General features: G+C 71.1%; 19 protein-coding genes. 17 read left to right on the top strand and 2 right to left on the bottom strand.

The window, feature by feature from the left end:
- Window positions 1-171 precede the first annotated feature (171 nt).
- Genes FFS25_RS06775 through FFS25_RS06765 form a run of 3 tightly spaced genes read left to right on the top strand, consistent with a single transcriptional unit; the run spans window position 172 to window position 2,971 of the window.
- Window positions 172-1,143: an amino acid ABC transporter permease gene (locus FFS25_RS06775; RefSeq protein ID WP_006213228.1), complete on the top strand. Its 972-nt coding sequence runs from the start codon at window positions 172-174 to the stop codon at window positions 1,141-1,143.
- Between the two features lie 20 nt (window positions 1,144-1,163).
- Window positions 1,164-1,964, top strand: a complete 801-nt coding sequence (locus tag FFS25_RS06770) for an amino acid ABC transporter ATP-binding protein (protein ID WP_275580792.1) — start codon at window positions 1,164-1,166, stop codon at window positions 1,962-1,964.
- Window positions 1,965-1,990: 26 nt separating this feature from the next.
- The gene (locus tag FFS25_RS06765; protein ID WP_006213226.1) at window positions 1,991-2,971 is read left to right on the top strand and encodes a transporter substrate-binding domain-containing protein; all 981 of its coding nucleotides are present in this window, start codon (window positions 1,991-1,993) and stop codon (window positions 2,969-2,971) included.
- Between the two features lie 6 nt (window positions 2,972-2,977).
- Here the strand turns inward: FFS25_RS06765 and FFS25_RS06760 are convergent, their stop codons facing one another.
- Both FFS25_RS06760 and FFS25_RS06755 read right to left on the bottom strand, forming a co-directional pair.
- Entirely contained in the window at window positions 2,978-4,033 is a 1,056-nt protein-coding gene (locus tag FFS25_RS06760; RefSeq protein WP_006213225.1) for an LLM class flavin-dependent oxidoreductase, read from the bottom strand.
- Window positions 4,034-4,037: 4 nt separating this feature from the next.
- On the bottom strand, window positions 4,038-5,453 hold the full coding sequence (locus FFS25_RS06755; RefSeq protein WP_137802339.1) for an NtaA/DmoA family FMN-dependent monooxygenase: 1,416 nt from the start codon (window positions 5,451-5,453) through the stop codon (window positions 4,038-4,040).
- A gap of 185 nt (window positions 5,454-5,638) precedes the next feature.
- Here FFS25_RS06755 and FFS25_RS06750 point away from each other — a divergent pair, with 185 nt between their 5' ends.
- The 14 genes from FFS25_RS06750 to pyk all read left to right on the top strand — a co-directional run bounded on the left by FFS25_RS06750 (window position 5,639) and on the right by pyk (window position 25,695).
- Window positions 5,639-7,690 (top strand): FAD/NAD(P)-binding protein, encoded by a 2,052-nt coding sequence (locus FFS25_RS06750; RefSeq protein ID WP_006213223.1) that lies wholly within the window; start codon window positions 5,639-5,641, stop codon window positions 7,688-7,690.
- 96 nt (window positions 7,691-7,786) lie between these two features.
- Entirely contained in the window at window positions 7,787-8,050 is a 264-nt protein-coding gene (locus tag FFS25_RS06745) for a phosphoribosyl-ATP diphosphatase (protein ID WP_006213222.1), read from the top strand.
- An 83-nt stretch (window positions 8,051-8,133) separates the two neighbouring features.
- Window positions 8,134-8,979, top strand: a complete 846-nt coding sequence (gene hisG / locus FFS25_RS06740) for an ATP phosphoribosyltransferase (RefSeq protein ID WP_024290478.1) — start codon at window positions 8,134-8,136, stop codon at window positions 8,977-8,979.
- A gap of 87 nt (window positions 8,980-9,066) precedes the next feature.
- Window positions 9,067-9,831 (top strand): imidazole glycerol phosphate synthase subunit HisF, encoded by a 765-nt coding sequence (hisF, locus tag FFS25_RS06735; protein WP_137802338.1) that lies wholly within the window; start codon window positions 9,067-9,069, stop codon window positions 9,829-9,831.
- Window positions 9,832-9,907: 76 nt separating this feature from the next.
- On the top strand, window positions 9,908-10,300 hold the full coding sequence (gene hisI, locus FFS25_RS06730; protein WP_137802337.1) for a phosphoribosyl-AMP cyclohydrolase: 393 nt from the start codon (window positions 9,908-9,910) through the stop codon (window positions 10,298-10,300).
- 105 nt (window positions 10,301-10,405) lie between these two features.
- Window positions 10,406-12,013, top strand: a complete 1,608-nt coding sequence (locus FFS25_RS06725; RefSeq protein ID WP_040560255.1) for an anthranilate synthase component I — start codon at window positions 10,406-10,408, stop codon at window positions 12,011-12,013.
- On the top strand, window positions 12,010-12,606 hold the full coding sequence (locus tag FFS25_RS06720; protein ID WP_137802336.1) for a Trp biosynthesis-associated membrane protein: 597 nt from the start codon (window positions 12,010-12,012) through the stop codon (window positions 12,604-12,606). Before FFS25_RS06725 ends, FFS25_RS06720 begins: the two co-directional genes overlap by 4 nt.
- A gap of 131 nt (window positions 12,607-12,737) precedes the next feature.
- Window positions 12,738-13,073 carry an HGxxPAAW family protein gene (locus FFS25_RS06715; protein ID WP_249933804.1) on the top strand — a complete coding sequence of 112 codons (336 nt, stop codon included), beginning with the start codon at window positions 12,738-12,740 and terminating at the stop codon, window positions 13,071-13,073.
- 147 nt (window positions 13,074-13,220) lie between these two features.
- Window positions 13,221-15,353 (top strand): tryptophan synthase subunit beta, encoded by a 2,133-nt coding sequence (trpB, locus tag FFS25_RS06710; protein WP_137802335.1) that lies wholly within the window; start codon window positions 13,221-13,223, stop codon window positions 15,351-15,353.
- A gap of 110 nt (window positions 15,354-15,463) precedes the next feature.
- On the top strand, window positions 15,464-16,282 hold the full coding sequence (gene trpA, locus FFS25_RS06705; protein ID WP_375543924.1) for a tryptophan synthase subunit alpha: 819 nt from the start codon (window positions 15,464-15,466) through the stop codon (window positions 16,280-16,282).
- Between the two features lie 80 nt (window positions 16,283-16,362).
- Window positions 16,363-17,511, top strand: a complete 1,149-nt coding sequence (gene lgt, locus FFS25_RS06695) for a prolipoprotein diacylglyceryl transferase (RefSeq protein ID WP_171004122.1) — start codon at window positions 16,363-16,365, stop codon at window positions 17,509-17,511.
- Window positions 17,512-17,702: 191 nt separating this feature from the next.
- Window positions 17,703-22,409, top strand: coding sequence for a glutamate synthase large subunit (gene gltB / locus FFS25_RS06690; protein WP_137802332.1), 4,707 nt, complete (start codon window positions 17,703-17,705; stop codon window positions 22,407-22,409).
- Window positions 22,402-23,865: a glutamate synthase subunit beta gene (locus FFS25_RS06685; protein WP_058870910.1), complete on the top strand. Its 1,464-nt coding sequence runs from the start codon at window positions 22,402-22,404 to the stop codon at window positions 23,863-23,865. The genes gltB and FFS25_RS06685 overlap by 8 nt, the downstream gene beginning before the upstream one ends.
- Window positions 23,866-24,213: 348 nt before the next feature.
- Window positions 24,214-25,695, top strand: a complete 1,482-nt coding sequence (gene pyk / locus FFS25_RS06680) for a pyruvate kinase (protein ID WP_137802331.1) — start codon at window positions 24,214-24,216, stop codon at window positions 25,693-25,695.
- Window positions 25,696-26,131: the final 436 nt, after the last annotated feature.

The raw sequence follows: 26,131 nt of genomic DNA, 5'->3' as shown, positions 1-26,131 counted from the left end.
CCACCTGCCTGGGACGGACTTGATGCTGGGCCGTCGTCCAGTGGGGCATCGCCGCATGTCACTGCGTGACGGCGGAATTGGGAGGTCTGCATCCCGGTCCTAGGCTGAGCCGGGTCCGCGGCGATCGCTCGACTCCTCGACTCGCCGACGCCCCCTCGAAGGCCGGAGCCCATGGACAGCCGTTCGCCCTCCACCCCCGAGCCGGACAGCCCCGTGCGGGTGCTGCCGGCTCGCCACCCCTGGCGCAGCCTCGCCTCGATGCTCGGCGTCATCGTCATCCTGGTCATCGTCTGGGCCCTGATCACCAACCCCCGCTGGCAGTGGGGAGTCGTGGCGCAGTGGTTCACCGCCGAGTCGATCATGCGAGGCCTGGGGCTGACGCTGTCACTGACGGCCATCGCCGGCGTCGCCGGGTTCGTGCTCGGCTTCGCGCTGGCCCTGCTGCGGATGTCGAGCTCGCCGGTGCTCGCGGGACTGGCCTGGACCTACATCTGGATCTTCCGATCCGTGCCGCTGCTCGTGCAGCTGCTGCTCTGGTACAACATCGGCTATCTCTACGAGACGCTCGTCCTGGGCATCCCGTTCACCGACGTGGTCCTCTTCGAGGCGAGCACCACGGAGCTCGTCGGGAAGTTCGCCGCCGCCGCCCTGGGACTGAGCCTGCATCAGGCCGCCTACGCCGCCGAGATCATCCGCGGCGGCATCCTCTCGGTGGATGCGGGGCAGCTCGAGGCGGCCAAGGCGCTCGGGCTTCCGGCATGGCGGCGATCCGTGGGGATCGTGCTGCCGCAGGCCCTGCGCGCGATCCTGCCCCCGGCCTTCAACGAGATCATCAGCCTGGTCAAGGGCACCTCGATCGTCTACGTCCTGGCGCTGGGGGATCTGTTCTACACGGCGCAGATCATCTACTCGCGCACCAACGAGGTCATCCCGATGCTCATGGTCGCCACCATCTGGTACATCGTGATCACCACTGCGCTGAACATCGTCCAGTACTACGTCGAGCGGCGGGTCGCGCGCGGTGCGGTGCGCACCTTGCCGTCCACCCCCTGGCAGCGGGTGCGCGCACGGCTGGCGAGTGAGCGGGCCGACGCCCGCGAGCGGAAGAGGACCCGGCTGCACACGGAAGGGAGCTCGCTGTGAGCGCGAAGGAGACGAACCGCTTGATCGAAGACCGGGTGCCCACGCGAGGACGGGTCGTGCTGGAGGGCGTGCGCAAGTCGTTCGCGGGCCGGGAGATCCTCCACGGCGTCTCCCTGAACGTCGAGCCCGGGCAGGTCGTGGTCCTGATGGGCCCGTCGGGGTCCGGGAAGTCCACGCTGCTTCGCACGATCAATCACCTGGAGGCCCAGGACGCTGGCCGGGTCACGATCGACGGCGAGATGATCGGCTACCAGCCCGAGGGCCAGGCCCTGCGCGAGCTGCCCGAGCGCGAGGTCCTGCGCCGCCGCGCTCAGGTGGGAATGGTCTTCCAGCAGTTCAACCTGTTCCCGCATATGACGGTGGAGCAGAACATCATCGAGGCTCCTGTGCACACGCAGGGGCGCCCCCGCGCGGAGGCGCGACGCACCGCCCAGGCCCTGCTCGATCGCGTGGGGCTGGGGGACCGGGGCGGTGCCTATCCCCGCCAGCTCTCGGGCGGGCAGCAGCAGCGGGTGGCGATCGCCCGAGCCATGGCGCTGCACCCCAAGGTGCTGCTCTTCGACGAGCCGACCTCCGCCCTGGACCCCGAGCTCGTCGAGGAGGTCCTTGAGGTCATCCGGGGCCTGGCCGATGAGGGCGTGACCCTGATCGTGGTGACCCACGAGATGTCCTTCGCCAGGGAGGTGGCCGATCACGTGGTGTTCATGGCCGACGGGGAGATCGTGGAGCAGGGCCCGCCGCAGAAGCTGTTCTCCGCCCCGCAGCATGCCCGGACCCAGGAGTTCCTGGGCCGGCACCTCGACCCGGAGTACGTGCTGTGAGCCCGGTCGGAGGGAGGTCGGGGCGGATGGGGCGCGGACTGATCGCCGGTGCCGCGGTGCTCGGCCTGGGCATCCTGCCGGGGTGCACGGCCGATCCCGTGGATATCGGCACCGCAGCGGCCGGCGGCGGCGTGGAGGCCGCCCAGCGCTTCGACTTCTCGCCGGAGCAGGACGATCGGGTGCGCACGGACATCGATCCGAAGGCGGCAGCGCTCGTGCCGGAGTCGGTGGCCGCGGACGGCAAGCTCACGGTGGCGGCCACCCCGGCGGCGGTGCCGCTGGGCTTCGCCGCCACGGACCAGTCCACGGTCGTGGGCTCCGAGGTCGACCTCGCCCAGCTCATGGCGGACAAGCTCGGCCTGGAGCTCGAGGTCGAGGCCACCACCTGGGAGAACTGGCCGCTGCGCCTGGAGACCGGTCAGATCGAGACCGTGATGATCAACGTGGGCCTGACCGAGCCGCGGCTCGAGCTCTACGATTTCGCCACGTACCGCACCGCGTACATGGGCTTCGAGGCCAGGCAGGGCAGCGAGTTCCACGTCGAGGGCCCGGAGGACATCTCCGGGCTGAAGGTCTCCGTCTCGCCGGGCACCAACCAGGACGCCATCCTGCTCGAGTGGAACCGCGAGCTCGAGGAGCGGGGTCTGGAGCCGGCCGAGCTGTCGTACTACCTCAACGACGCCGACGCCATCCTGTCGCTGGTCTCCGGAAGGACGGATCTGCACCTGGGGCCGTATCCCGGCGGCTCGTTCCGGGAGGACTCCGGATCCGAGACGGAGGTCGTGGGGCGGATCAGCGCGGGATGGCCGAACAACACGCTCGTGGCCGCGCCCACCGCCAAGGACAGCGGGCTGGCCCCGGCGCTGGAGGCCGCGCTGGACTCGGCGATGGGAGACGGCAGCTACGAGGCGGCGCTGGAGCGCTGGGGGCTGCAGGATGAGGGGCTCGACGACTCCCGGACCGTCACCGACGCGCAGCAGATGCGCGACGCACTGTCCGCGAGCTGAGCCGCCTCAGGCGCCCTCGTACTGGTTGTCGGCCGCCGGCAGTCCCCAGCGCTGCCGCAGCGATCCGGTCTCGCTGGCCACCGGCTTCAGCCCCGCCCGGGACAGGGCCGAGATCGCCCGTTCGGCGAGTTCGGCGGCATCGTTCGGCCGCGCGTCGAGGTGCACGCCGGCGAAGACGAGGCCCCGACCGTCGGACCCCGCCGCGGCGAGGCGCTCGACGAGTGCGTCGATCGCCCCGGCGAGATCCTCGCGGGGAAGTGCTGCCAGAAGGCGCGCATGCGGGGCCCCGCGGCGCAGCACGGCGAGCTCGTCGTCGCTGATCGCCGCCGGCACGATCACGGCATCCGTCTGGGCGGCCGCGACGGCCACGTCGGAGGCGGTGCCCGGGAGGGGACCGCGCAGGCCGTGCCCGTCCTCGAGCCGCACGACGATCACCGGATGGCCCTGCGGCGGACGCGGCACGATCGAGGGGCCCTTGACGGTGAAGGGCTGCCCGACGGAGTCCGTGCCCTCGAAGTCCGTGTAGTGCAGCCGCTCGCGATCGATGAAGCGGTCGGTGGAGGTGTCCGCGATGATCGCGTCGTCCTGCCACGAGTCCCACAGGCGGCGCAGCAGATCCGCGACCTCGCCGGTCTCGCGCCAGGCCTCTGCCGGCTCGGCGAGCGGTCGGCGCCCCACGACGGCGGCCTCGGAGGCGCGCAGGGACGGCGCCAGCTGCACGCCGGCGCGACCGCGGCTCGCGTAGTCCAGCGTCGCGGTCATGGTCCCCAGCAGGAAGGGCTCGGTGTGCGTGGTGGTCAGCGTGGGCACCAGGCCGATCCGCTGCGTGGCCGGTGCGAGCCAAGCGGCGAGCTCCAGGGCCGAGAGCCGGATCGCGGCGGAGTCGGTGCCGTCGCCGGCGTCGAGGACGTCGTCGAGCATCAGCTGCGTGACGCCCAGCGCCTCGAGGTCCTGGGCGGCGCGCAGATGCAGCCGGCCGGTGAGCAGGGCGGCGGGATCGTCGTGAGGGCCGTCGAGGTCGGGCAGCGTTCCCAGCCCGACGGAGAGTATCGTCTCGGTCATGGGTTCAGGCCTCCTGGCTCTGCTGGGCCGCTGCTGCGGCGTCGGATGCGGCGGCCGCCTGCCCGTCCCGCAGCGCTGCCCACTGCTCGGCGGGGCGGTGCTCGGGCAGCCCGAGCCTCTGGCGCAGCGTCGCGGGCTCGTGGTGATCGGGGTAGACGCCCATCTCCTGCAGCTCGGGCACCACCCGGTCCACGACCTCCCGGAAGCCGCCCGGGACATAGGCCGGCACCAGGATGAAGCCGTCGGCCGCGCCCTGATCGACCTCCCGGCTCATGGCCTCGGCGATCGAGCGGGGCGTGCCCACGAAGTGATGCCGCGAATCCACGACGGAGACGACCTTGCGCAGCGACCAGCCGTTGCGCCGCCCGAGCTCGCGCCAGGACTCTGCCGTGCCCACGGGGTCGGGGTAGTGGTTCACCCGGCCCTGGGAGAGCTGGGGGCCGTCGACCACCGGGTCGAAGTCCGGGACCGGATCGTCGGGATCGCGCTCGGAGAGGTCCATGTTCCACAGCCGCGAGGCGGTGGCCAGCGCAGTGGCCCCGGAGTGCTGCGCCCAGGCGAGCTCCAGGCTCTTCTCCTGCGCGTCCTCCTCGGTGTCCCCGATCACGAAGGACACGCCGGGATAGATCTGGATCTCGTCTGGATCCCTGCCGATCGCGGTGAGCCGGGAGCGGATGTCGTCGCGGAAGGCCCGCCCGTTCTCCGGGCCGGAGTGGCGGGTGAAGATCAGATCGGCCGAGCCCGCCGCGAAGTCGCGCCCGGAAGGGGAGTCGCCGGCCTGCATCACCACGGGGTGGACCTGCGGGCTGCGCGGCACCCCGAAGCGGCCCTCCAGATCGAAGAACTCGCTGCGGTGGACGAAGCGCCCGGCGTCCGGGCCTGCCTGCGCCGGATCGAGCGGCCAGGACTCCCACATGGTGCGGGCCGCCTGGATGAAGTCGACGGCGCGCTCGTAGCGCTGCTCGTACGGGAGGTAGCCGCCGCGGCGGAAGTTCTCGCCGGTGAAGGCGTCCGGGCTGGTCACGACGTTCCAGGCCGTGCGCCCGCCCGAGAGGTGATCCATGGTGGCCAGCTGCCGGGCGAGCTCGTACGGCTCGTGGTAGGTGGCCGTCAGGGTGCCGGCCACGCCGATGTGGTCCGTGGCCCCCAGCACGGCCGAGAGCATCGTCAGCGTGTCGGGGCGGCCCACGACGTCCAGGTCGTGGATCTGCCCGCCCTGCTCGCGCAGGCGCAGACCCTCCGCCAGGAAGAGGAAGTCCATCAGGCCCTCCTCGGCGTCGCGGGCCATGCGCACGAAGGACTCGACGGCGATGTTGGAGCCGGAGCGCACGGGATCCGACCACACGGTCTCGTTGTTCACGCCCGGGAAGTGCGCCGCGAGATGGACACGGCGGCGTGGGCGGTTCTCGGCAATGCTCATGCTCCCCATCCTCTCGCCAGACGTCCCAGCACGCGCCTCCGACCTCATATTTCGTCATACGGCCGGGCGCTCGGCGCCCCGGCTGGACTAGCGTCGAGGCTCCGACGACGCGGCGCGGAGCGCGGCAGGCCGGCAGCGGCCTGCGCAGCCCGGACCGCGGGGACGACAGCCCCGGAGGACACACGATGACGCAGCACACGAGCTCGGCAGCCGGACGCCGCCCCGGCGGCGCGCGCAGGACCAGGGAGCTGGTGCTGATCGGAGGCGGCCCGCGCGCCACGCTCGTGCTGGAGCGTCTGGCCGCCAATGCCGCACAGCTGTCCGGGACGGTGGACCGGCCCGTGCGGGTCCACGTGATCGAGCCCTTCGAGGCCGGCTCAGGGCGGATCTGGCGCCACGACCAGTCACCGCTGCTCAAGCTCAACTCGATGGCCCGTGACGTGACGATGTTCACCGACGAGACCGTGGTCGCCGAGGGTGCGGCTTGGGACGGCCCCTCGCTCGAGGAGTGGGCGGCCGGTGTGGCCGACGGTTCGATCGAGGACGCCGAGATCGACGACGAGGACGACCTGCGCCGCATCCGGCAGCTGCGCGGCGCGGACTTCCCGACCCGGCGCGTCCACCAGCGCTACCTGCAGTGGGTGTGGCGCCGCGTGGTGGACCGCGCGCTCGCCTCGCCGGGCATCGACGACGTGATCGTGCACCCCACGTGGGCCGATGAGATCACGGAGTGCTCCCGCGGCGGCCACGACGTGCGCCTGAAGGACGGGACCGTCCTGCACGCCGATGCCGCCGTGCTGCTGCTCGGGCACACCGATGCCCTGGCCACCCGCGGGCAGCGCCGCCGCGGCGCCGCCGCCAGTGCGTCGGAGGGCAGCTACACGCGGCCCTCCTACACCGAGGAGGTCGACTGGAGCGCGCTCGGGCCCGGTCAGCGCGCGGTCGTCACCGGCATGGGCCTGGGCTTCATCGACCTGATGGTGCTGCTCTACGAGGGCCGCGGCGGGCGCTTCCGCACGCGCGACGGCTCCGCGGATCCCGCCAGGATCGAATCCGGCGAGGCGCTGGTCTACGAGCCCTCGGGCAGCGAGCCCCTGCTGTGGGTCGGCTCGCGCCGCGGCGTGCCCTTCCACTCCAAGATCTCCACGCAGCTGCGCGCCCCCTTCGCCCCGGACGGGCTGCAGTTCGTCACCGCAGCCGCCATCGAGAGGCTGCTGGACGAGAACTCCCAGCTGGACTGGGATGAGCACCTGTGGCCCCTGATCACCCGCGAGGCCGGGCACCACTGGTACCGCGAGATCGTCCTGGGCCACCCCGAGCGCGTCCGCGACGGCGTGCGCTGGGAGGACTTCGCCCGGCGGTACGCGGCGGCCGGGCCCAGCGAGCTGTCGCGGCTGCTGCACGAGACGTTCCGGGACTCGCGCGATCTGCTGGACCTGCACGCGATCGACCGGCCGCTGGAAGGGCTGACCTTCGAGGACGCCGAGCAGGTGCAGGAGGCGGTGCTGCGCAGCATCCGCCGGGACATGGACGAGCGCAGCGATCCGCAGCGCAGCCAGACCCTGGCGCTGTTCCTGGCACTGCTGCACCTGCGGGTGGCCCTGATGGACCTGGTGCCGGAGGACCGGCTCACCGAGGCCGGGCTGGGCATGATGAACCGCTGGTGGCCGGGGTTCTTCAGCTTTGTGGACTCCGGTCCGCCGGCGCACCGTCTCCAGGAGCTGCTGGCCCTGCACGAGGCGGGGTTCGTGCGCTTCCTGGGTCCGGACGTGATCGTCGAGCACGACGAGGCCGGCGGAGGGTTCGCCGCCCGCTCCCGGGCGGGCGGTCCGTGGATCAAGGCCCCGCACTTCGTCGAGGCCCGCCTGCCCGGCCCGTCGATGGCGGGCACGGCCAATCCGGTCCTGCGCTCCGTGCTGGCCGGGGAGCTGGGGGAGGAGCAGTCCTTCCCATCGGACGACGGGTCGACCATGGTCACCACCGGCAAGCTGGAGGTGGATGCCCAGTACCGAGTGGTGGACCGCCACGGCCGGGCGCATCCGGACCTGTTCGCCGCCGGCGTGTTCACGACCGTGCCGACGCTGGGAGCCTTCGCCCGGCCGCGGCAGAACTCCGAGCCGTTCCGCAGCAGCGACGCTCTGGCCCGCAGCCTGTGGCAGGCCCTGGCGGGCAGCTCCGCGGACAGGGAGGACGCGGCGCAGCAGCGCGCCATCGAGGCGACGACGTACACGTTCTGAGGCGCCGCGGCGCCGGGAGGCTCGCGCCGTCCGGGCACCGACAGCGGACGGGCTGCGCGCGGGAGCACCCCGCCGCCGCAGGATAGGGTGAGGCCCGTGAAAACGTTCGAGCAGCTCTTCGCAGAGATCACAGAGAAGGCCGAAACCCGCCCCGAGGGCTCGGGGACCGTCGCCGAGCTGGACCGCGGAGTCCACGGCATTGGGAAGAAGGTGGTCGAGGAGGCCGCCGAGGTCTGGATGGCCTGCGAGCACGAGACCCACGACGAAGCCGCCGAGGAGATCTCCCAGCTGCTGTATCACCTGCAGGTGATGATGGTGGCCAAGGGCATCTCCCTCGAGGACGTCTACAACCACCTCTGAGCCGGCCCGGCTCGGAAGGCCCCGGGGCGCCCTCACCCCTGAACGAAATCCGCCGCACGAATCCTCAGGAGCTATCACCGACCATGCTGCGCGTCGCCGTGCCCAACAAGGGCGCCCTGTCAGAGTCCGCCGCCGCCATGCTGAGCGAGGCGGGCTACCGCCAGCGCCGCGACAGCCGAGAGCTCGTGCTGGTCGACCCGGAGAACCACGTCGAGTTCTTCTACCTGCGTCCGCGCGATATCGCCGTCTACGTCGGGGGAGGAGTGCTGGACGTCGGGATCACCGGCCGCGACCTGCTGCTGGACTCCGAGGCCGACGCCGTCGAGGACCTGGGCCTGGACTTCGCCCGCTCGACCTTCCGCTTCGCCGGCCCGGCCGGGCAGTTCTCCTCGCTTCAGGACCTCGAGGGCCGCCGAGTGGCCACGAGCTACGACAGCCTTCTGCGCCGCCACCTGGCGAAGCAGGGAGTCCAAGCCGAGGTCGTGCGCCTGGATGGTGCCGTCGAGTCCTCGATCCGCCTGGGCGTCGCAGACGCCATCGCCGACGTCGTGGAGACCGGCAACACGCTGCGGGCGGCCGGACTGGAGATCTTCGGCGAGCCGATCATGCGCTCCGAGGCCCTGCTGATCCGCAACGCCGCCAAGGCGGAGGCCGAGGGCCTGGAGGTCCTGCGCCGGCGCATCCAGGGTGTGCTCGTGGCCCGGCAGTACGTGATGATCGACTACGACATCACGGAGGACCTTCTTGAGGCCGCCACGGCCGTGACCCCCGGCATGGAGGGTCCCACGATCTCGCCGCTGGGCCACCACGGAGCCATGGCGGTGCGCGCCATGGTCCGCCGCTCGGACACCAACAAGGTCATGGACGAGCTCTACTCCGTGGGCGCCCGGGCCATCCTGGTCTCGCCGATCCACGCCGCCCGGCTGTGAAGCCCCCGGGGCTGCGGCCCCGGAATCCTCAGAGCCGACCGATCCCGAATCACCAGCCCGCCTGCCCGGGCACCGCAAGGAGCAGCCATGAGCGTGGCCATCCGTGTCATCCCCTGCCTGGACGTCGACGCCGGGCGCGTCGTGAAGGGCGTCCACTTCGAGAACCTGCGCGATGCAGGCGATCCGGTCGAGCTGGCCTCCCGGTACAACGACGCCGGTGCGGATGAGCTCACCTTCCTGGACGTCACCGCCTCGTCATCGGACCGGGCCACCACGTTCGACGTCGTCGCCCGCACCGCCGATCGGGTCTTCATCCCGCTGACCGTCGGCGGCGGTGTGCGCACCGCCGAGGACGTCGACCGCCTGCTGCGCTGCGGGGCGGACAAGGCCTCGATCAACACGGCGGCGATCAAGCGCCCGGAGGTCATCGACGAGATCACCCGCCGCTTCGGCAATCAGGTGCTCGTGCTGTCCTGCGATGCCAGGCGCACCGGGAACACCCCCTCGGGCTTCGAGGTCACCACGCACGGCGGCCGCGAGCTCACCGGGATCGACGCCGTGCAGTGGGCTGTGGAGGCCGAGCGCCGCGGCGTGGGGGAGATCCTGCTCAACTCCATGGACGCCGACGGCACCCGTGACGGCTTCGACCTGGAGATGATCCGCGAGGTGCGCTCCGCGGTGAGCGTGCCCCTGATCGCCTCCGGGGGCGCGGGCGCTCCCGCCGACTTCCCGCCCGCCGTGGCCGCCGGCGCCGATGCCGTGCTGGCAGCCTCGATCTTCCACTTCGGGCCGGTCGACGCCATCGCCGAGGTCAAGGCGGCGCTGCGCGCCGAGGGCCACGAGGTCCGCTGAGCGGATCGCTGCGAGCGCTGAGCCGAGCTGCGCGGCCGAGGCGTCCGAGCGCGGGCCCATAGTATAGTGTCCGGTGATGTCCGAACAGCCCAGCCCCTCAGCCCGCCCGTCCTCGCCCGAGCTGGACCCCGCGGTCGCCGCGCGCTTGAAGCGCGATGCGGACGGCCTCGTGGCCGCGATCATCCAGCAGCACGACACCCGAGAGGTGCTCATGCTCGGCTGGATGGACGAGGAGGCTGTGCACCGCACCCTCACCACCGGTCGCGTGACGTTCTGGTCCCGGTCCCGCCGGGAGCTGTGGCGCAAGGGCGACACCTCCGGACACATCCAGCTCGTGCGCCGCGTCAGCCTGGACTGCGACGGCGATGCCCTGCTGGTCGAGGTCGAGCAGGTGGGGGCGGCCTGCCACACGGGCACCCGCACCTGCTTCGAGGACCGGCAGCTTAAGGCCATCCAGGGGCAGCGCTGACCGGCACGCTGCGCCCGGGCGCCGCCGCAGGCGCCGGGATCCCTACGTGAGCGTCGCCAACCCCAGATCACGGCCGGGCATCGCCCGGCAGGAAGAAGTCGCATGATGCACCAGATGGGCACGGTCTCCCCGAGCCTCGAGGAGTTCCGCGAGCTGGCCAGGCACCACCGCGTCATCCCGGTGCGCACCACCGTGATGGCCGATGCGCTGACCCCGATCGGGATCTACCGCAGCCTCGTGCTGCGCGAGGACGGCACGGCGCCGTCGGGCACCTTCCTGATGGAGTCCGCCGCTCAGGGGATCTGGTCCCGCTGGTCGTTCATCGGCGCGGGCTCCAGGGCCACCCTGATCAGCCGGGACGGCCAGGCGCACTGGGTCGGCGACGTCCCCGTCGGGCTGCCCACGGAGGGCAGCCCGGTCGAGGCTCTGCGCGAGACCCTGGCGGTGCTGGCCACCGAGCGCTTCGACGACGCCCCTCCGCTGTCCTCGGGCATGGTCGGCTTCCTCGGCTGGGAGGTCGTGCGCCGCTGGGAGCGGCTGCCCGATCCGCCGCTGGACGACCTGCGCATCCCCGAACTGGCCATGAACCTGGTCTCGGAGATGGCCGTGCACGACAACACGGACGGCTCCGTGACGCTCGTGGCCAACGCGTACAACGCCGACGGCACGGACGAGCGCGTGGACGAGGCCTGGCTGGATGCCGTCGAGCGCCTCGACGGGATGCTCGAGAAGCTGGACCGGCCGTCGTCCCAGGCCCCGGTCTCGATCGCCGAGGACGTGATCGACCGGGACCGGATCGAGGAGGCGGTGCAGCAGTCGTGGCCGCGCGAGGACTTCCTCAGCGCGATCGAGGAGGCCAAGCAGGCCATCGTCGACGGCGAGATCTTCCAAGTCGTGATCTCACGGCGCTTCGAGACCGAGTGCACGGCCGACCCGCTCGAGGTCTATCGCATGCTGCGCTCGATCAACCCGAGCCCCTACATGTACCTGTACGCCTTCGAGGATGCCGAGGGCAGGCCCTTCCACGTGGTCGGGTCCTCGCCCGAGGCGCTCGTGAACGTCTCGGACGGGCAGGTCGTCACGCACCCGATCGCCGGCTCCCGTCCTCGCGGTGCCACCGCGGAGCAGGACCAGGCGCTGGGGCAGGAGCTGCTGGCCGATGAGAAGGAGCGCGCCGAGCACCTCATGCTCGTGGACCTCTCCCGCAACGACCTCTCGAAGGTCTGCGAGCCGGGCTCCGTGGAGGTCACCGAGTTCATGGCGATCGAGCGCTTCAGCCACATCATGCACCTGTGCTCCAACGTGGTCGGGCGCATGCGCCCGGACGTGAGCGCGTACGACGTGCTAGCCGCAGCCTTCCCCGCTGGAACGCTCTCCGGGGCGCCCAAGCCCCGGGCGCTGAAGCTGCTGGACGAGTACGAGCCCCGTCGCCGCGCCGTCTACGGCGGAGTGGTCGGCTACATGGATTTCGCGGGCTCCATGGACGTGGCCATCGCGATCCGCTCGGCGCTGCTGGTCGACGGACGCGCGTACGTCCAGGCCGGAGGCGGCATCGTCGCCGACTCGGTGCCGGAGACGGAGGCGCTGGAATCGCTGAACAAGGCCGCCGCGCCGCTGCGCGCGGCCCTCGCCGCCCAGTCCGTGCGCCGCCCTCGCCGCCTGAGCGCCGATGCCCGGCAGCAGGTCGACGCAGCCGAGGGAGCCGCCCGATGACGGCCCTGAAGCGCAAGCCCATCGTCGTCCTGCTGTGCCTCGTGCTGGGTGCGGCGCTGTTCGGCGCCTCCGCCATGAGCTGGGTCCACGCCAGCGTGGCCACGGCGGTCTCGCAGATCGACGTGGACGTGCGCGGCAGCGATGCCGCACCGGCCGTCTCGGCCCTCGGACTGGTCGCCATGGCCGGCGCGGTCGCACTGAGCATCGCCGGTCCGCGACTGCGACCCGTGGTGTCCCTGATGATCGCCGGTGCCGGACTGGGCTCCCTGATCGCCGTGATCGGCGCCATCGCCGACCCCGTCGGGGTCTCCGAGGGCGTCGTCGGGGAGATGACCGGCGTGGTCGGCACGGGAGCCGAGCACGAGCTCACCGTCGGCCCCTGGCTGTGCGCCGCGGCCTCCGTGCTCGTGATCCTCGGCGGCGTCTGGGCGCTCATCTCGTCCAGGACCTGGGCCAGGCCGGCGGCCTCGCGCTTCGAGCGCGGCACCGCCCAGCGTCGGGCCGCGGGCGACGACGATCGCGAGTCCGAGCGCCGCGATGACATCGACTCCTGGGACGCCCTCACCGAGGGACGGGACCCCACCGGCTCCTGAGCAGCCGTCACCGCACCTGTCGGTCACCGTCACAGGCGCGGTGAGTGGCACAATAAGGACGAGCACCGCCACCAATGGTCGGAGTCCCTCAGCGGACCCCGACCCCGAGCACCACAGGGAGACCTGAACTCATGTCGCACGCGACCACCAGCTCCAGCACTGCGTCGGAGGCCGCATCCCGCCTCGAGGCCGAGCGCGAGGCCCACGGCCTCGACGTCATCGTCCTGGATCACACCGCGTACGTCGGGCACGGCAACACCGTCGCCGCCTGGACCTGCGTCGCCATCATGGCCGTGGGCGTCGTCCTGGGGCTCATCGGCCTGGTCCAGGAGCTCGGCAGCGTCCTGATGTGGGTCGGCGTGGGCGTCATCGTCCTCGGCCTGATCGTGGGCGCCGTCCTCAAGGGCATGGGCATGGGTTATGAGGGCGAGGTCCGCAAGCACGAGCGCGGCGAGCTCAAGCACTGAGCCCCTCCTCATCGGGGCGGCTGACACGCCCCTGAGCCGCAGACCGCATCGTCTCCGCGCTCTGCCCGACCCGCGCCGGCGCCGCCGGCCTGCGGGTCGGCGCATGCCGCGACCATCGCAATCTTCCAGGAGAGGACACGTCACCGCATGACCGAGCATCCCGAGGGAAGCGTGAGGGCCACCGGAACGGTCCTCGACTCCATCATCGAGGGGGTCCGCGAGGATCTGGAGGCTCGGCGCGCCGCCGTTCCGCTCGAGGAGATCCGACGCACCGCAGCGCAGGCGCCGGCGCCCCGCGACGCGATCGCGGCACTGCGCGGATCCCACGAGGACACGCTCGAGATCATCGCCGAGGTCAAGCGCTCATCGCCCTCGAAGGGCGCCCTGGCGCCGATCGAGGACCCCGCCGCTCTGGCTGCCGCGTACGAGCGCGGGGGAGCGGCCGTGATCTCCGTGCTCACCGAGCAGCGCCGCTTCGGCGGCTCGCTGGCCGACCTGGACGCGGTGCGCGCTGCCGTGGACGTGCCGATCCTGCGCAAGGACTTCACAGTCGACGAGTACCAGATCCTCGAGGCCCGTGCCCACGGGGCCGATCTCATCCTGCTGATCGTCGCGGCCCTCGACGACGACGCGCTGGCCCATCTGCTGAAGGTCACCGAGGACCTCGGGATGCAGGCGCTCGTGGAGACGCACACGGAGGAGGAGATCCGCCGTGCCACGGCGGTGGGCGCCAAGATCGTGGGCGTGAACACCCGTGATCTGAAGACCCTCGACGTCGACACCGACCGCTTCGGGCACCTGGCCGAGCACCTTCCCGCAGACGCCGTCCTGGTGGCGGAGTCCGGTGTCAGCGGCCCCGAGCAGATCGAGGACTACGCGCGTCAGGGCGCTCATGCCGTGCTCACCGGCGAGGCGCTGGTCCGGGCGGGCGACCCCGTGGGCACCGTCGCCCAGTTCCGCACCCTCGGCGAGTCCATCCGCGCCGCGCACCGGGGGGAGCAGGAGGCCCGCGACGGGCAGCGGCGCTACTCGAACGCCCAGGGCCCGTACTTCGGCGACTTCGGCGGGCGCTGGATGCCCGAGTCGCTGATCGCCGCCCTGGACCAGGTCACCGACACCTTCGAGAAGGCCAAGGCCGATCCGGAGTTCCTGGAGGAGTTCCAGCGGCTGTCGCGCGACTACGCGAACAGGCCGTCGCTGCTGACGGAGGCCGAGCGCTTCGGCGCCCACGCGGGCTGCCGCGTGTTCCTCAAGCGCGAGGACCTCAACCACACCGGCTCGCACAAGATCAACAACGTCCTGGGCCAGGCCCTGCTGGCCCAGCGCATGGGCAAGACCCGCCTGATCGCGGAGACCGGGGCCGGGCAGCACGGCGTGGCCACGGCCACCGCCGCCGCGCTGCTGGGCATGGAGTGCGTGGTCTACATGGGCGCGGAGGACACCCGGCGCCAGGCGCTGAACGTCGCGCGCATGAATCTGCTGGGAGCCGAGGTCGTGGCTGTGGAGCACGGCTCGCAGACGCTCAAGGACGCCATCAACGAGGCGCTGCGCGACTGGGTGGCCTCCGTGGACACGACCCACTACCTGCTGGGCACCGCCGCCGGGCCGCATCCCTTCCCGGCCATGGTCCGCTGGTTCCACCAGCAGATCGGCGACGAGGCCCGCGCCCAGATCCTGTCGCAGACCGGTCGGCTGCCGGATGCCGTGGCGGCCTGCGTGGGCGGCGGATCGAATGCGATCGGCATCTTCCACGCGTTCCTCGACGACGCCGACGTCGAGCTGCACGGCTTCGAGGCGGGCGGCGACGGGGTAGACACCCCTCGCCACGCCGCGACCATCACGCTGGGGCGCCCCGGCGTGCTGCACGGGGCCAAGACGTTCCTGATGCAGGACGAGGACGGGCAGACCATCGAGTCGCACTCGATCTCCGCCGGCCTGGACTACCCGGCAGTGGGTCCCGAGCACGCCTACCTCGCCGCCAGCGGACGCGCCGTCTACACGGCGATCACCGATGACCAGGCCATGGACGCCTTCCGCGCCCTGTGCCGCACCGAGGGCATCATCCCTGCGATCGAGTCCTCGCACGCCCTGGCAGGTGCCGTGCGGCTCGGCCAGACCTGGCGCGGGCAGCTCGGCGAGGAGGCCGCAGCGCAGAAGATCGTCGTCGTGTCCCTGTCGGGCCGCGGCGACAAGGACGTGGCCACGGCCGCCGAGTGGTTCGACATGCTGCCGGGCGGCTCCAGGGAAGAGAAGATCGCCGAGAAGGGGGAGCAGCTGTGAACCAGACCACCAGTGCCGGGTCCCAGGACCCCTCAGAGGCCTCAGCGACCGAGCAGACCGGTGCGCCGCAGGCGGCCGTGCAGGCGGAGCGCCTGTCCGGGCCGGGATCCCTGATCGATCGGATCATCCCCGCGGGCCTGGCCCAGGACCCCGACTCCCGGCTGGCCGCGCGCATCGAGCAGTGCCGCGCGCAGGGCCGACCCGCGCTGATCGGCTACCTGCCCGCCGGCTATCCCAGCGTCGAGGAGTCCATCGAGGCCGCCGTCGCACTCGGGCTCGGCGGGGCCGATGTCATCGAGATCGGTCTGCCGTACTCCGATCCCGTCATGGATGGCGAGGTCATCCAGGCAGCCACCACGCAGGCCCTCGCCCAGGGCGTGAGCACGGATGACGCCTTCCGCGTGGTCCGGGCGATCACCGAGCGAACGGATGCCGTGGCCGTCCTGATGACCTATTGGAACCTGGTCATGCAGCACGGCGTGGACCGCTTCGCCGCAGACCTGGCGGCAGCGGGTGGGTCGGGGATCGTGACCCCCGACCTGATTCCGGACGAGGCCCAGGAGTGGTTCGAGGCCTCCTCCGCCCACGGCCTGGACCGGATCTTCCTGGTCGCCCCGTCCAGCACTCGGGAGCGCATGGAGATGACGGCGCGGGCGTCGTCGGGCTTCGTGTACGCCGTGTCGGTCATGGGCGTCACCGGTGCGCGTGACTCCGTCTCCGACGCCGCCCAGGACGTCGTCCGGCGAGCCCGCGCCGCCGGTGCGCAGAACGTGTGCGTCGGTCTGGGCGTGTCGCGCCGCGAGCACGTCGAGGAGATCGGCGCCTACGCCGACGGCGCGATCGTGGGCACGGCGCTCGTGAAGGCCCTGCGCGACGGCGGACCCGAGGCCGTCGGCCGCCTGGCCGCCGAGCTCGCCGGCCGCAGCTGACCCGCAGCCGGTGCGGACGCTGCGCCCGCACCGGCTCCCCTCCCACCCCGCCCGGGCGCACCGGAACCAGGAAGGCACTCATGCTCGTCTCGCCGATGCTGTCGATCCCCTCGCCCGGCTGGAGCGGGTTCTCGCTGGGGCCGTTCGAGATCCACGCCTACGCTCTATGCATCCTGCTCGGGATGGCCGCGGCCATCGCGATCACGACCCGGCGCATGGACGCCCGCGGTCAGGACGGCGACTTCGTCATGGATGCGGCGCTGCTGGCCATCCCGCTGGGCATCATCGGCGCCCGGCTCTACCACGTGGTCATCACCGACCCCGGCTACTACTTCGGCTCCGCGGAGGGGCTGATGGAGATCCCGCAGCTGTGGAAGGGCGGGCTGGGGATCATGGGCGGCGTGGCCTTCGGCGCCCTGGCCGTGTGGATCATGTGCCGGGTGCGCGGGACCTCCTACGCCCTGTTCGCGGACTGCGTGGCTCCGGCCCTGCTGGTGGCCCAGGCCGTGGGCCGCTGGGGCAACTGGTTCAACCAGGAGCTCTTCGGCCGCGCCACCACGCTTCCCTGGGGCCTCGAGATCGCCCCCACGTCCCCCAACTTCCCGGACGGGCTTCCGGCGGGCACGCTGTTCCACCCCACGTTTCTCTACGAGTCGCTGTGGAACCTGCTGGGGGCGGCGCTGATCATCTGGCTCGGGCGCAGCCGCCGCACGGCGCACCGGGTCGACGGCGGCCGCTCGATGGCGCTCTACCTGATCTGGTACGGGACCGGTCGCATGCTGATCGAGATCTTCCTGCGCATCGACCCCTCCGCCATGTTCCTGGGCATGCGCATCCACGTGTTCACCGCTGCGGCGCTGATCGTCGTCGGCCTGCTGCTCTACGCGTGGCTCTCCCGCCGCAAGGCCGCCGTCCTGGGCTCGGTCGCCGAGCACCTTGCCTCGACCCGCGCCGCGAACGGCAGCGGCAGCCACCGGGCCGTCGCTGCGGCTCGGCAGTCCGACGCCGCCGCTGCCCCCGGGGCCGAATCCGCCTCCGAGCCCTGGCGCGGTGCCCGGATCAACCGGCTGCCCGATCTCGACCGCGCAGACCGCACTGCGGCGGCTGCCGAGCCCGAGCCCGACAGCGCCGAGCTCGGCGAGCAGGCTGACCCCTCCGGTGACGTGCGGCTGCAGGCATTCGTCGAGACGCGCGCAACCGATCCGTCGCGCCAGCCGGTGCGCGGCTGAGACGCATCGGGCCGCCTCCGCCTCGGCCGGGGCGGCAGCCCTGTGACGCGGCATGAAACAGCCAGGAAACACCCCGGCAGTATCCTCATCGCCGCATCAGCATGCGCTCCGCTGACGCCGCTCGGTCCCATCGGCTGAGGCAGGCACCGTCGGGCGGTGCCGAGCCGCAGTCATCAGGTGAGGAGAATTCCATGTCGCAGTCCGATCCCGGTCCCCGGGCGCACCCGGCCCCGCAGAGTGAGGACCAGGTCCCTGAGGCCGCCCCGACCGAGTCCTCGGACGGGTCCGTCCGCTCGCCGTTCACCGAGTTCTCCACCGCCCCCGAGCAGCAGGGCCTCTACCGACCGGATCAGGAGAAGGACGCCTGCGGCCTGGCCGTGATCGCGACTCTCGACGGGCAGCCCCGCCACGAGATCGTAGACAAGGCACTGATCGCTCTGCGGGCCCTGGAGCACCGAGGCGCCGTGGGCGGCGACTCCGGCTCGGGCGACGGCGCGGGCATCCTCCTGCAGATCCCCGACGCCTTCTTCCGCGAGGTCCTCGACTTCGAGCTGCCCGCTCCGGGCGCCTACGCCGTGGGCTCGGTCTTCCTCCCCACCGGCGGTCGCGACGAGGCGCAGATCCGCGCCCAGATGGAGGAGATCGCCCAGGAAGAGGGCCTCGAGGTCCTCGGCTGGCGCGAGGTCCCCGTCGACGACTCCGCGATCGGCAGCGCGGCGCGCTCGGTCATGCCGTACTTCGTCCAGCCCTTCGTCCAGGAGCGTCGTGACGCGCAGGAGGCCTTCACCGGCCACATCCCGGTCCAGGACCTCGACGGCTCCGCCGCCCGACTGCAGCTCGATCAGAAGGCCTTCCGGCTGCGCAAGCGCTGCCAGAACCGACTGGGCATCTACTGCTCGTCGTTCTCCACCTCGACCATCGTCTACAAGGGCATGCTCACCACGGCCCAGCTCGAGCCGTTCTACCCGGATCTGTCGGACGAGCGCTTCGGCACGCGGCTCGCGGTGGTGCACTCGCGCTTCTCGACCAACACGTTCCCGTCGTGGCCGCTGGCTCAGCCCATGCGCGTCTTGGCCCACAACGGCGAGATCAACACCGTCAAGGGCAACCGGAACTGGATGCGCGCGCGCCAGTCGCAGCTGAAGTCGCCGCTGCTGGGCCGCAATCCGGAGGAGCTGTTCCCGATCTGCTCCGAGGGCGCCTCCGACTCGCAGTCCCTCGACGAGGTGGCCGAGCTGCTGATGCTCTCCGGCCGTCCGCTCGTGCAGGCCATGATGATGATGATCCCGGAGGCCTGGGAGAACCACGAGACCATGGACGTCGACCGGCGCTCGTTCTACGAGTACCACTCCACGCTCATGGAGCCGTGGGACGGCCCCGCCGCCGTGGCCTTCACCGACGGCCGCCGCGTGGGCTCGGTGCTGGACCGCAACGGGCTGCGGCCCGGGCGCTTCTGGGAGACCGAGGACGGCCTGGTCGTCTTCGCCTCCGAGGTCGGCGTGGTCGACCTGTCGGACCGCACGATCGTGCGCAAGGGCCGCGTGGCCCCCGGCACCATGTTCCTGGTGGACACGGTCGAGGGCCGGATCGTGGAGGACGCCGAGCTCAAGCAGGAGATCGCTGACCTGCAGCCGTGGCAGGAGTGGTCCGAGGGCAACACCGTCCGCTTCGCGGATCTGCCCGAGCGCGAGCACATGCGCCACCCGCGCTCGTCGATCGAGCTGCGGCAGAAGACCTTCGGCTACACCCACGAGGAGCTCGCCAAGATCATCGGCCCCATGGCCGAGAAGGGCGCCGAGCCCATCTACGCCATGGGCACCGACACCCCGGTGGCCGTGCTGGCCGAGCGCCCGCGCCTGCTCTTCGACTACTTCGTGCAGTCCTTCGCCCAGGTGACGAATCCGCCGCTGGACTCGATCCGCGAGGAGCTAGTGACCTCCATGCGGTGCGCGCTGGGGCCCATGGGCAATCTGCTGACCACCAAGCGCGTCCGCACGCACCAGGTGATCCTCGAGTTCCCCGTCATCAACAACGACGAGCTCGATCAGGTCCTGCACCTCAGCGACGAGGACGAGATGCCGATCGCCCTCAAGGTGCGCGGCCTCTATCGCCCCGAGGGTGGGGGAGCGGGGCTTCGGGCGCGCATCGCGGAGATCTGCGAGAAGGTCTCGGCCGCGGTCAACCGCGGCGTGCAGTACGTCGTGATCTCAGACCGCGACTCGAACGGCTCGTGGGCGCCGATCCCCTCGCTGCTGCTCACCAGCGCGATCCACCACCACCTGCTGCGCTCGGCCACCCGCACCAAGTGCTCGCTCGTGGTCGAGGCCGGCGATGTCCGCGAGGTCCACCACGTGGCCCTGCTGCTGGGCTACGGCGCCTCGGGCGTGAACCCCTACCTGGCCATGGAGTCCGCGGAGGACCTCGTGCGCGCCGGGCAGATCGCCGGGGTCACGGAGGAGCAGGCGGTCGCCCACCTCATCAAGGCGCTCGGCAAGGGCGTGCAGAAGATCATGTCCAAGATGGGCATCTCGACCGTCTCGTCCTACTGCGGGGCCCAGACCTTCGAGGCGCTGGGCCTGTCGAAGGAGCTGATCGAGGACTTCTTCACCGGAACCGTCTCGCAGCTCGACGGCGTGGGCCTGGACGTCATCGCCGAGGAGACGCATGCGCGGCATCGTCGGGCCTACCCCGAGGACGGCGTGGTGGAGCCGCACATCGGGCTGGACTCCGGCGGCGAGTACGACTGGCGCCGCGACGGCGCCCCGCACCTGTTCAGCCCGGAGGTCGTCTTCCGGCTGCAGCACTCGACCCGCACCGGCAGCTACGACATCTTCCGCTCCTACACCCGGCTGGTGGATGAGCAGTCGGAGCAGCTCAAGACCATCCGCGGCCTGCTGTCCTTCGACTCGGACCGCACCCCGGTCCCGCTCGAGGAGGTCGAGCCGGTCGAGGAGATCTTCAAGCGGTTCTCAACCGGGGCCATGTCCTACGGATCGATCTCCAGGGAGGCCCACGAGACCCTGGCGATCGCCATGAACCGGATCGGCGCCAAGTCGAACACGGGCGAGGGCGGCGAGGACGTCGAGCGGCTCATGGATCCGCAGCGACGGTCCAAGATCAAGCAGATCGCCTCCGGGCGCTTCGGGGTCACGAGCCTGTACCTGACGAACGCCGAGGATCTGCAGATCAAGATGGCCCAGGGCGCCAAGCCCGGTGAGGGCGGCCAGCTCATGGCCCAGAAGGTCTACCCGTGGGTCGCTCGGACCCGTCACTCGACCCCGGGCGTGTCGCTGATCTCGCCGCCGCCGCACCACGACATCTACTCGATCGAGGACCTGGCGCAGCTGATCTACGACCTCAAGCGCTCCAACCCCTCGGCGCGGGTGCACGTCAAGCTGGTCTCGGAGCTCGGCATCGGCACCGTGGCCTCGGGCGTGACCAAGGCCCGCGCGGACGTCGTGCTGGTCTCCGGCCACGACGGCGGCACGGGCGCTGCCCCGCTGAACTCGCTCAAGCACGCCGGGCTGCCCTGGGAGATCGGGCTGGCCGAGACCCAGCAGACCCTGATGCTCAACGGGCTGCGCGACCGGGTGGTCGTGCAGGCGGACGGGCAGATGAAGACCGGGCGCGACGTCGTGATCGCGGCGCTGCTGGGCGCGGAGGAGTACGGCTTCGCGACCGCGCCGCTGGTGGTCGAGGGCTGCATCATGATGCGCAAGTGCCACCTGGACACCTGCCCGGTGGGCGTGGCCACCCAGAACCCGCTGCTGCGGGAGCGGTTCACGGGCAGGGCCGAGCACGTGGTGAACTTCTTCACGTTCCTGGCCGAGGAGGTCCGCGAGCTGCTGGCCCAGCTGGGCTTCCGCAGCCTCGACGAGGCCATCGGCCACGCCGAGATCCTGCGCACGGACCGGGCGATCCGGCACTGGAAGGCAGAGGGACTGGACCTGACCCCGGTGCTGCACTCCTCGGTGCTCGAGCACGAGGGCAAGGAGGTCCGGTGCCGTAGAGGCCAGGACCACGAGCTCGATCAGCACTTCGACGTCGCCCTGATCCGCGAGTCCCAGCCGGCGCTGAGGGACCGGGAGCCGGTGCGGCTGCAGCACGAGATCGTGAACACCGATCGGTCGGTGGGCACCATGCTCGGGCATGAGGTGACCCGCACCTTCCAGACCGACGAGCTCGGCCACGACACGATCGACATCACCCTCCTCGGGCAGGCCGGGCAGTCGCTGGGGGCCTTCCTGCCCCAAGGCATCACCCTGCGGCTGGAGGGCGATGCGAACGACTACGCCGGCAAGGGCCTCTCCGGCGGTCGGATCATCATCCGCCCCGCTCGGGATGCGTCCTTCACCGCCGAGGACAACGTGGTGGCCGGCAACGTGATCGGCTACGGCGCCACGAGCGGCGAGATCCTGCTGCGCGGCCAGGTGGGGGAGCGCTTCCTGGTGCGCAACTCCGGAGCGACCGCGGTGGCCGAGGGCATCGGCGATCACGGCTGCGAGTACATGACCGGCGGCACCGCGCTGATCATCGGGCGCACCGGCCGCAACTTCGGGGCCGGGATGTCCGGCGGCGTCGCCTACGTCCTGGACCTGAGCGAGGCGGCGGTGAACCTCCAGTCGCGCACCAGCGGCGAGCTGCAGCTGCTCGAGCTCGACGACGACGACCGCGCCACGGTGCAGGGACTCCTGCGCCGCCATGCCGAGGAGACCGGATCGCAGCTGGCCCAGCGCCTGCTCGACGACCTCGAGACCACCTGCGCGCGCCTGACCAAGGTGCTCCCGCGCGACTACTCGACCGTGCTCGGCATCCGTGCCGATGCCGAGCGCGACGGCCTGGACCCGGACGGGACCGAGGCCTGGAACCAGATCCTGGAGGCGACGACCCGTGGCTGATCCCCGTGGATTCCTCAAGACGACCGAGCGCGTGGACCGGCCCAAGCGGCCGGTGCCGGTGCGCATCATGGACTTCGCCGAGGTCCAGACCCGGCAGGATCCGTCCGTGATCCATCAGCAGGCGGGTCGCTGCATGGACTGCGGCATCCCGTTCTGCCACCAGGGCTGCCCTCTGGGCAATCTCATCCCGGAGTGGAACGACCTCATGTGGCGCGGACGCGACCGCGAGGCCGTGGCCCGCATGCACGCGACCAACAACTTCCCGGAGCTGACGGGGCGCGTGTGCCCGGCCCCGTGCGAGTCGGCGTGCGTGCTGGGCATCAACCAGCCCGCGGTGACGATCAAGCAGGTCGAGTACGAGATCGGCGAGAAGGCACTCGACGACGGCCTGCTCGAGCCGTTCATCCCGGATCGCCTGGTCGGGCAGACCGTGGCCGTCGTGGGCTCGGGCCCGTCCGGTCTGGCTGCGGCCCAGCAGCTCACGCAGGCCGGGTTCACGGTGGCGGTCTTCGAGCGCGACGACCGCATCGGGGGGCTGCTGCGCTACGGCATCCCCGACTTCAAGCTCGAGAAGGAGGTGCTGGAGCGCCGCCTGGAGGTCATGCGCCAGGAGGGCACCCGCTTCCGCACCGGCGTGGAGATCGGCCGGGACATCACCTGGGACCAGCTGCGCCGCCGCTACGACGCCGTCATCGTGGCCACCGGAGCCTTGAAGGCCCGCGAGCTGCCGGTGCCGGGCCGCGAGCTGGACGGGGTGCACCAGGCGATGGAGTACCTCACCCAGTCCAACCGCGTCGTCGCCGGCGACGAGGTCGCGGATCAGATCAGGGCCGATGGCAAGCATGTGGTGGTGCTGGGCGGCGGAGACACCGGCTCCGACTGCATCGGCACCGCCAACCGTCAGGGCGCCGCCTCGGTGACGAACATCGCGATCGGCTTCGAGCCGCCCGCCCAGCGTCCGGACTCCGAGCCGTGGCCCATGGCGCCCAAAGTGCTCGACGTCTCCTCGTCGCACGAGGAGGGCGTGGACCGCGTGTACCTGTCCTCGACCGTCGAGCTGATCGCCGGTGAGGACGGCCGGGTGCGCGCCCTGCGCGTGGCCGAGACCGAGTACCTTCCGGACGGCAGCCGCGGGCCCAAGGCCGGCACCGAGCGCGAGATCCCCGCGGATCTGGTGCTGCTGGCGCTGGGGTTCACGGGCAACGAGTCGGATGAGCTGGTCTCGCAGCTGCAGGTCAGCTGCGAGCCCCGCGGCACGGTCGCCCGCGATGACCACTTCATGACTTCGGTGCGCGGCGTCTTCGCCTGCGGGGACTCGGGCCGCGGTGCGTCGCTGGTGGTCTGGGCCATCGCCGAGGGGCGTGCCTGCGCCGCCGAGGTCGAGAAGCACCTCACCGGCAGCACGCGCCTGCCCGCGCCGGTGCGGCCCAGCACGCGGGCCATCGACCTGCGCTGAGCCACTCGGCACCGCGCTGAGGGTTCCGGCCCTGCGCAGGCACCTCCTTGAGCCCGCGGGCGCACGGGCCGCGCACCCCTGGTCCGGGGGCCGCGGCCCGCTCGTGGCTGCGGCGGACCGTCTCCGTCACCAGGAGTGACCAGCATCTCGCTGTTCGCCCTCAGCGCGCATCCGACTTCGCCCATCTCTGACCGATCGCCTGCAGGGCGAGTATGGTGGGGAGAAGAGCGGTCCTTTCGAGGCCCGCAGCATGACCCCGGCAGAGCTGCCGCGCAGGATTCCTCCCTCGCAGCTTCGGGGTCCTGCGCGTCGGTCTGCCAGTTCCGACATCGAGCAGGAGGAAGTGCCTTGCGCAGAGCGAAGATCGTGGCGACCATCGGTCCGGCCATCAGCTCCTACGAGAAGATCACCGAAGCCATCCAGGCCGGGCTGAACGTCGCCCGCCTCAACATGAGCCATGACACCCACGACACCCACCTGGCGTCGTACCAGAACCTGCGTCGCGCCTCGGAGGATCTCGGCCAGACCGTCGCGATCATGGCCGACCTGCAGGGGCCCAAGATCCGCCTCGGCCGCTTCGCCGACGGCCCCCACGAGCTGGCCGTGGGCGATGTCTTCACCATCACCGTCGAGGACATCCTGGGCGATCGCACCCGCTGCTCCACCACGTTCAAGGGGCTGCCCCAGGACGTGAAGCCCGGCGACACGCTGCTGATCGACGACGGCAAGGTCGCCCTGCGGGCCACCGAGGTCACCGACACCGACGTCACCACCGTCGTGGAGGTGCCCGGCAAGGTCTCGAACAACAAGGGCATCAACCTGCCCGGCGTGGCCGTGAACGTCCCCGCCCTGTCTGACAAGGACGAGGTGGACCTGCGCTGGGCCCTGAACACGGGCTGCGACCTCGTCGCTCTGTCGTTCGTGCGCACCGGCGACGACATCACCCGCGTGCACGAGATCATGGACGAGGAGGGCCGCCGCGTCCCCGTCATCGCCAAGATCGAGAAGCCGCAGGCCGTGGAGAACCTCCACGAGATCATCGACAGCTTCGACGGCATCATGGTCGCTCGCGGCGATCTGGGCGTCGAGCTGCCGCTGGAGGAGGTCCCGGTCGTGCAGAAGCGCGCGATCGAGCTGGCGCGCCGCTGGGCCAAGCCGGTCATCGTGGCCACCCAGGTCCTCGAGACCATGATGGAGAACCCGCGCCCCACGCGCGCCGAGGCCTCGGACTGCGCCAACGCCGTGCTCGACGGCGCGGATGCGGTCATGCTCTCCGGCGAGACCTCGATCGGCGCCTACCCGATCGAGGCGCTGCAGACCATGTCGCGCATCATCCTGGCCACCGAGCGCCAGGGCTGGGAGCGCATCAGCCAGATGGTCACGGAGCCGCGCACCCGCGGCGGCGCGATCACCCGCGCGGCAGTGACCATGGCACGTCAGCTGGACGTCCAGTACCTCACGACGTTCACGCAGTCCGGTGACACGGCCCGCCGCCTGTGCCGTCTGCGCCCGCAGCAGCCGATCCTGGCCTTCACCCCGGACCCCAACGTCGTGGCGTTCTGCTCGCTGCTGTGGGGCGTCCAGCCGATCCTCAGCGATCAGGTCGACCACACGGACGAGATGACCCGACAGGTGGACCTCTACCTGCAGTCGCATGATCTGGCTTCGCCGGAGGACCTGGTGGTCATCTGCGCCGGCTCACCCCCAGGCGTTGCCGGTTCGACCAACCTGGTCAAGGTGCACCGCGTGGGCGATGCCAACGACTCCGGGGCCACCGTCGAGGATTCGAAGAAGGAGCGTCACGAGTCCGTGAGGCCCTGGAACCACTGATCAAGGAGCAGGCGGACTGATCCCGCGGAGCGGATCTGATCCTGCGAGGTCTGCGGCCCCGTCCACGAGCAGCGACTCGTGGACGGGGCCGCTGCGCGTCCGAGGTGCGAACGCAGCTGCTGGCTGGTCTGCCGGTCATGACTCGATCCAAGGCGGCGGGCCGCACCAAGCCCTCCCGTTGCGCTGTTCCTCGGCTGGGCAGAGGCTGTCGCCCGCTCTGGCAGGCGGGGGAGTCCGTTGCCCTCGGGATAGACGAGAAGCGCCCCGAGCCTGTGGCTCGGGGCGCTTCCGTGGGGCCGGGGATGGCCCAGGGTGCCCAAGGTGGTGTTGAGTCTCACTACCTCGTCACCACATGTCTCAAAACCTCATCAACACCAGCGGACCCACGATGAGACATGACCCGCCGCCGCCAGATCATCACCGCCGTGACCACCGG

Source organism: Kocuria sp. 2SI (assembly GCF_005502825.1).
Lineage (GTDB): Bacteria > Actinomycetota > Actinomycetes > Actinomycetales > Micrococcaceae > Kocuria > Kocuria palustris.
Note: the sequence above shows the minus strand (reverse complement) of the source record. Positions and strands in the feature narration are given on the sequence as shown.

Coding starts and splice junctions, on each gene's coding strand:
- FFS25_RS06715 (WP_249933804.1), top strand. CDS start 12,738: ATGTCGCACGCGACCACCAGCTCCAGCACTGCGTCGGAGGCCGCATCC.
- FFS25_RS06720 (WP_137802336.1), top strand. CDS start 12,010: ATGACGGCCCTGAAGCGCAAGCCCATCGTCGTCCTGCTGTGCCTCGTG.
- hisG (WP_024290478.1), top strand. CDS start 8,134: ATGCTGCGCGTCGCCGTGCCCAACAAGGGCGCCCTGTCAGAGTCCGCC.
- FFS25_RS06725 (WP_040560255.1), top strand. CDS start 10,406: ATGCACCAGATGGGCACGGTCTCCCCGAGCCTCGAGGAGTTCCGCGAG.
- hisF (WP_137802338.1), top strand. CDS start 9,067: ATGAGCGTGGCCATCCGTGTCATCCCCTGCCTGGACGTCGACGCCGGG.
- FFS25_RS06765 (WP_006213226.1), top strand. CDS start 1,991: ATGGGGCGCGGACTGATCGCCGGTGCCGCGGTGCTCGGCCTGGGCATC.
- FFS25_RS06755 (WP_137802339.1), bottom strand. CDS start 5,453: ATGAGCATTGCCGAGAACCGCCCACGCCGCCGTGTCCATCTCGCGGCG.
- FFS25_RS06750 (WP_006213223.1), top strand. CDS start 5,639: ATGACGCAGCACACGAGCTCGGCAGCCGGACGCCGCCCCGGCGGCGCG.
- FFS25_RS06760 (WP_006213225.1), bottom strand. CDS start 4,033: ATGACCGAGACGATACTCTCCGTCGGGCTGGGAACGCTGCCCGACCTC.
- trpB (WP_137802335.1), top strand. CDS start 13,221: ATGACCGAGCATCCCGAGGGAAGCGTGAGGGCCACCGGAACGGTCCTC.
- FFS25_RS06775 (WP_006213228.1), top strand. CDS start 172: ATGGACAGCCGTTCGCCCTCCACCCCCGAGCCGGACAGCCCCGTGCGG.
- gltB (WP_137802332.1), top strand. CDS start 17,703: ATGTCGCAGTCCGATCCCGGTCCCCGGGCGCACCCGGCCCCGCAGAGT.
- lgt (WP_171004122.1), top strand. CDS start 16,363: ATGCTCGTCTCGCCGATGCTGTCGATCCCCTCGCCCGGCTGGAGCGGG.
- hisI (WP_137802337.1), top strand. CDS start 9,908: ATGTCCGAACAGCCCAGCCCCTCAGCCCGCCCGTCCTCGCCCGAGCTG.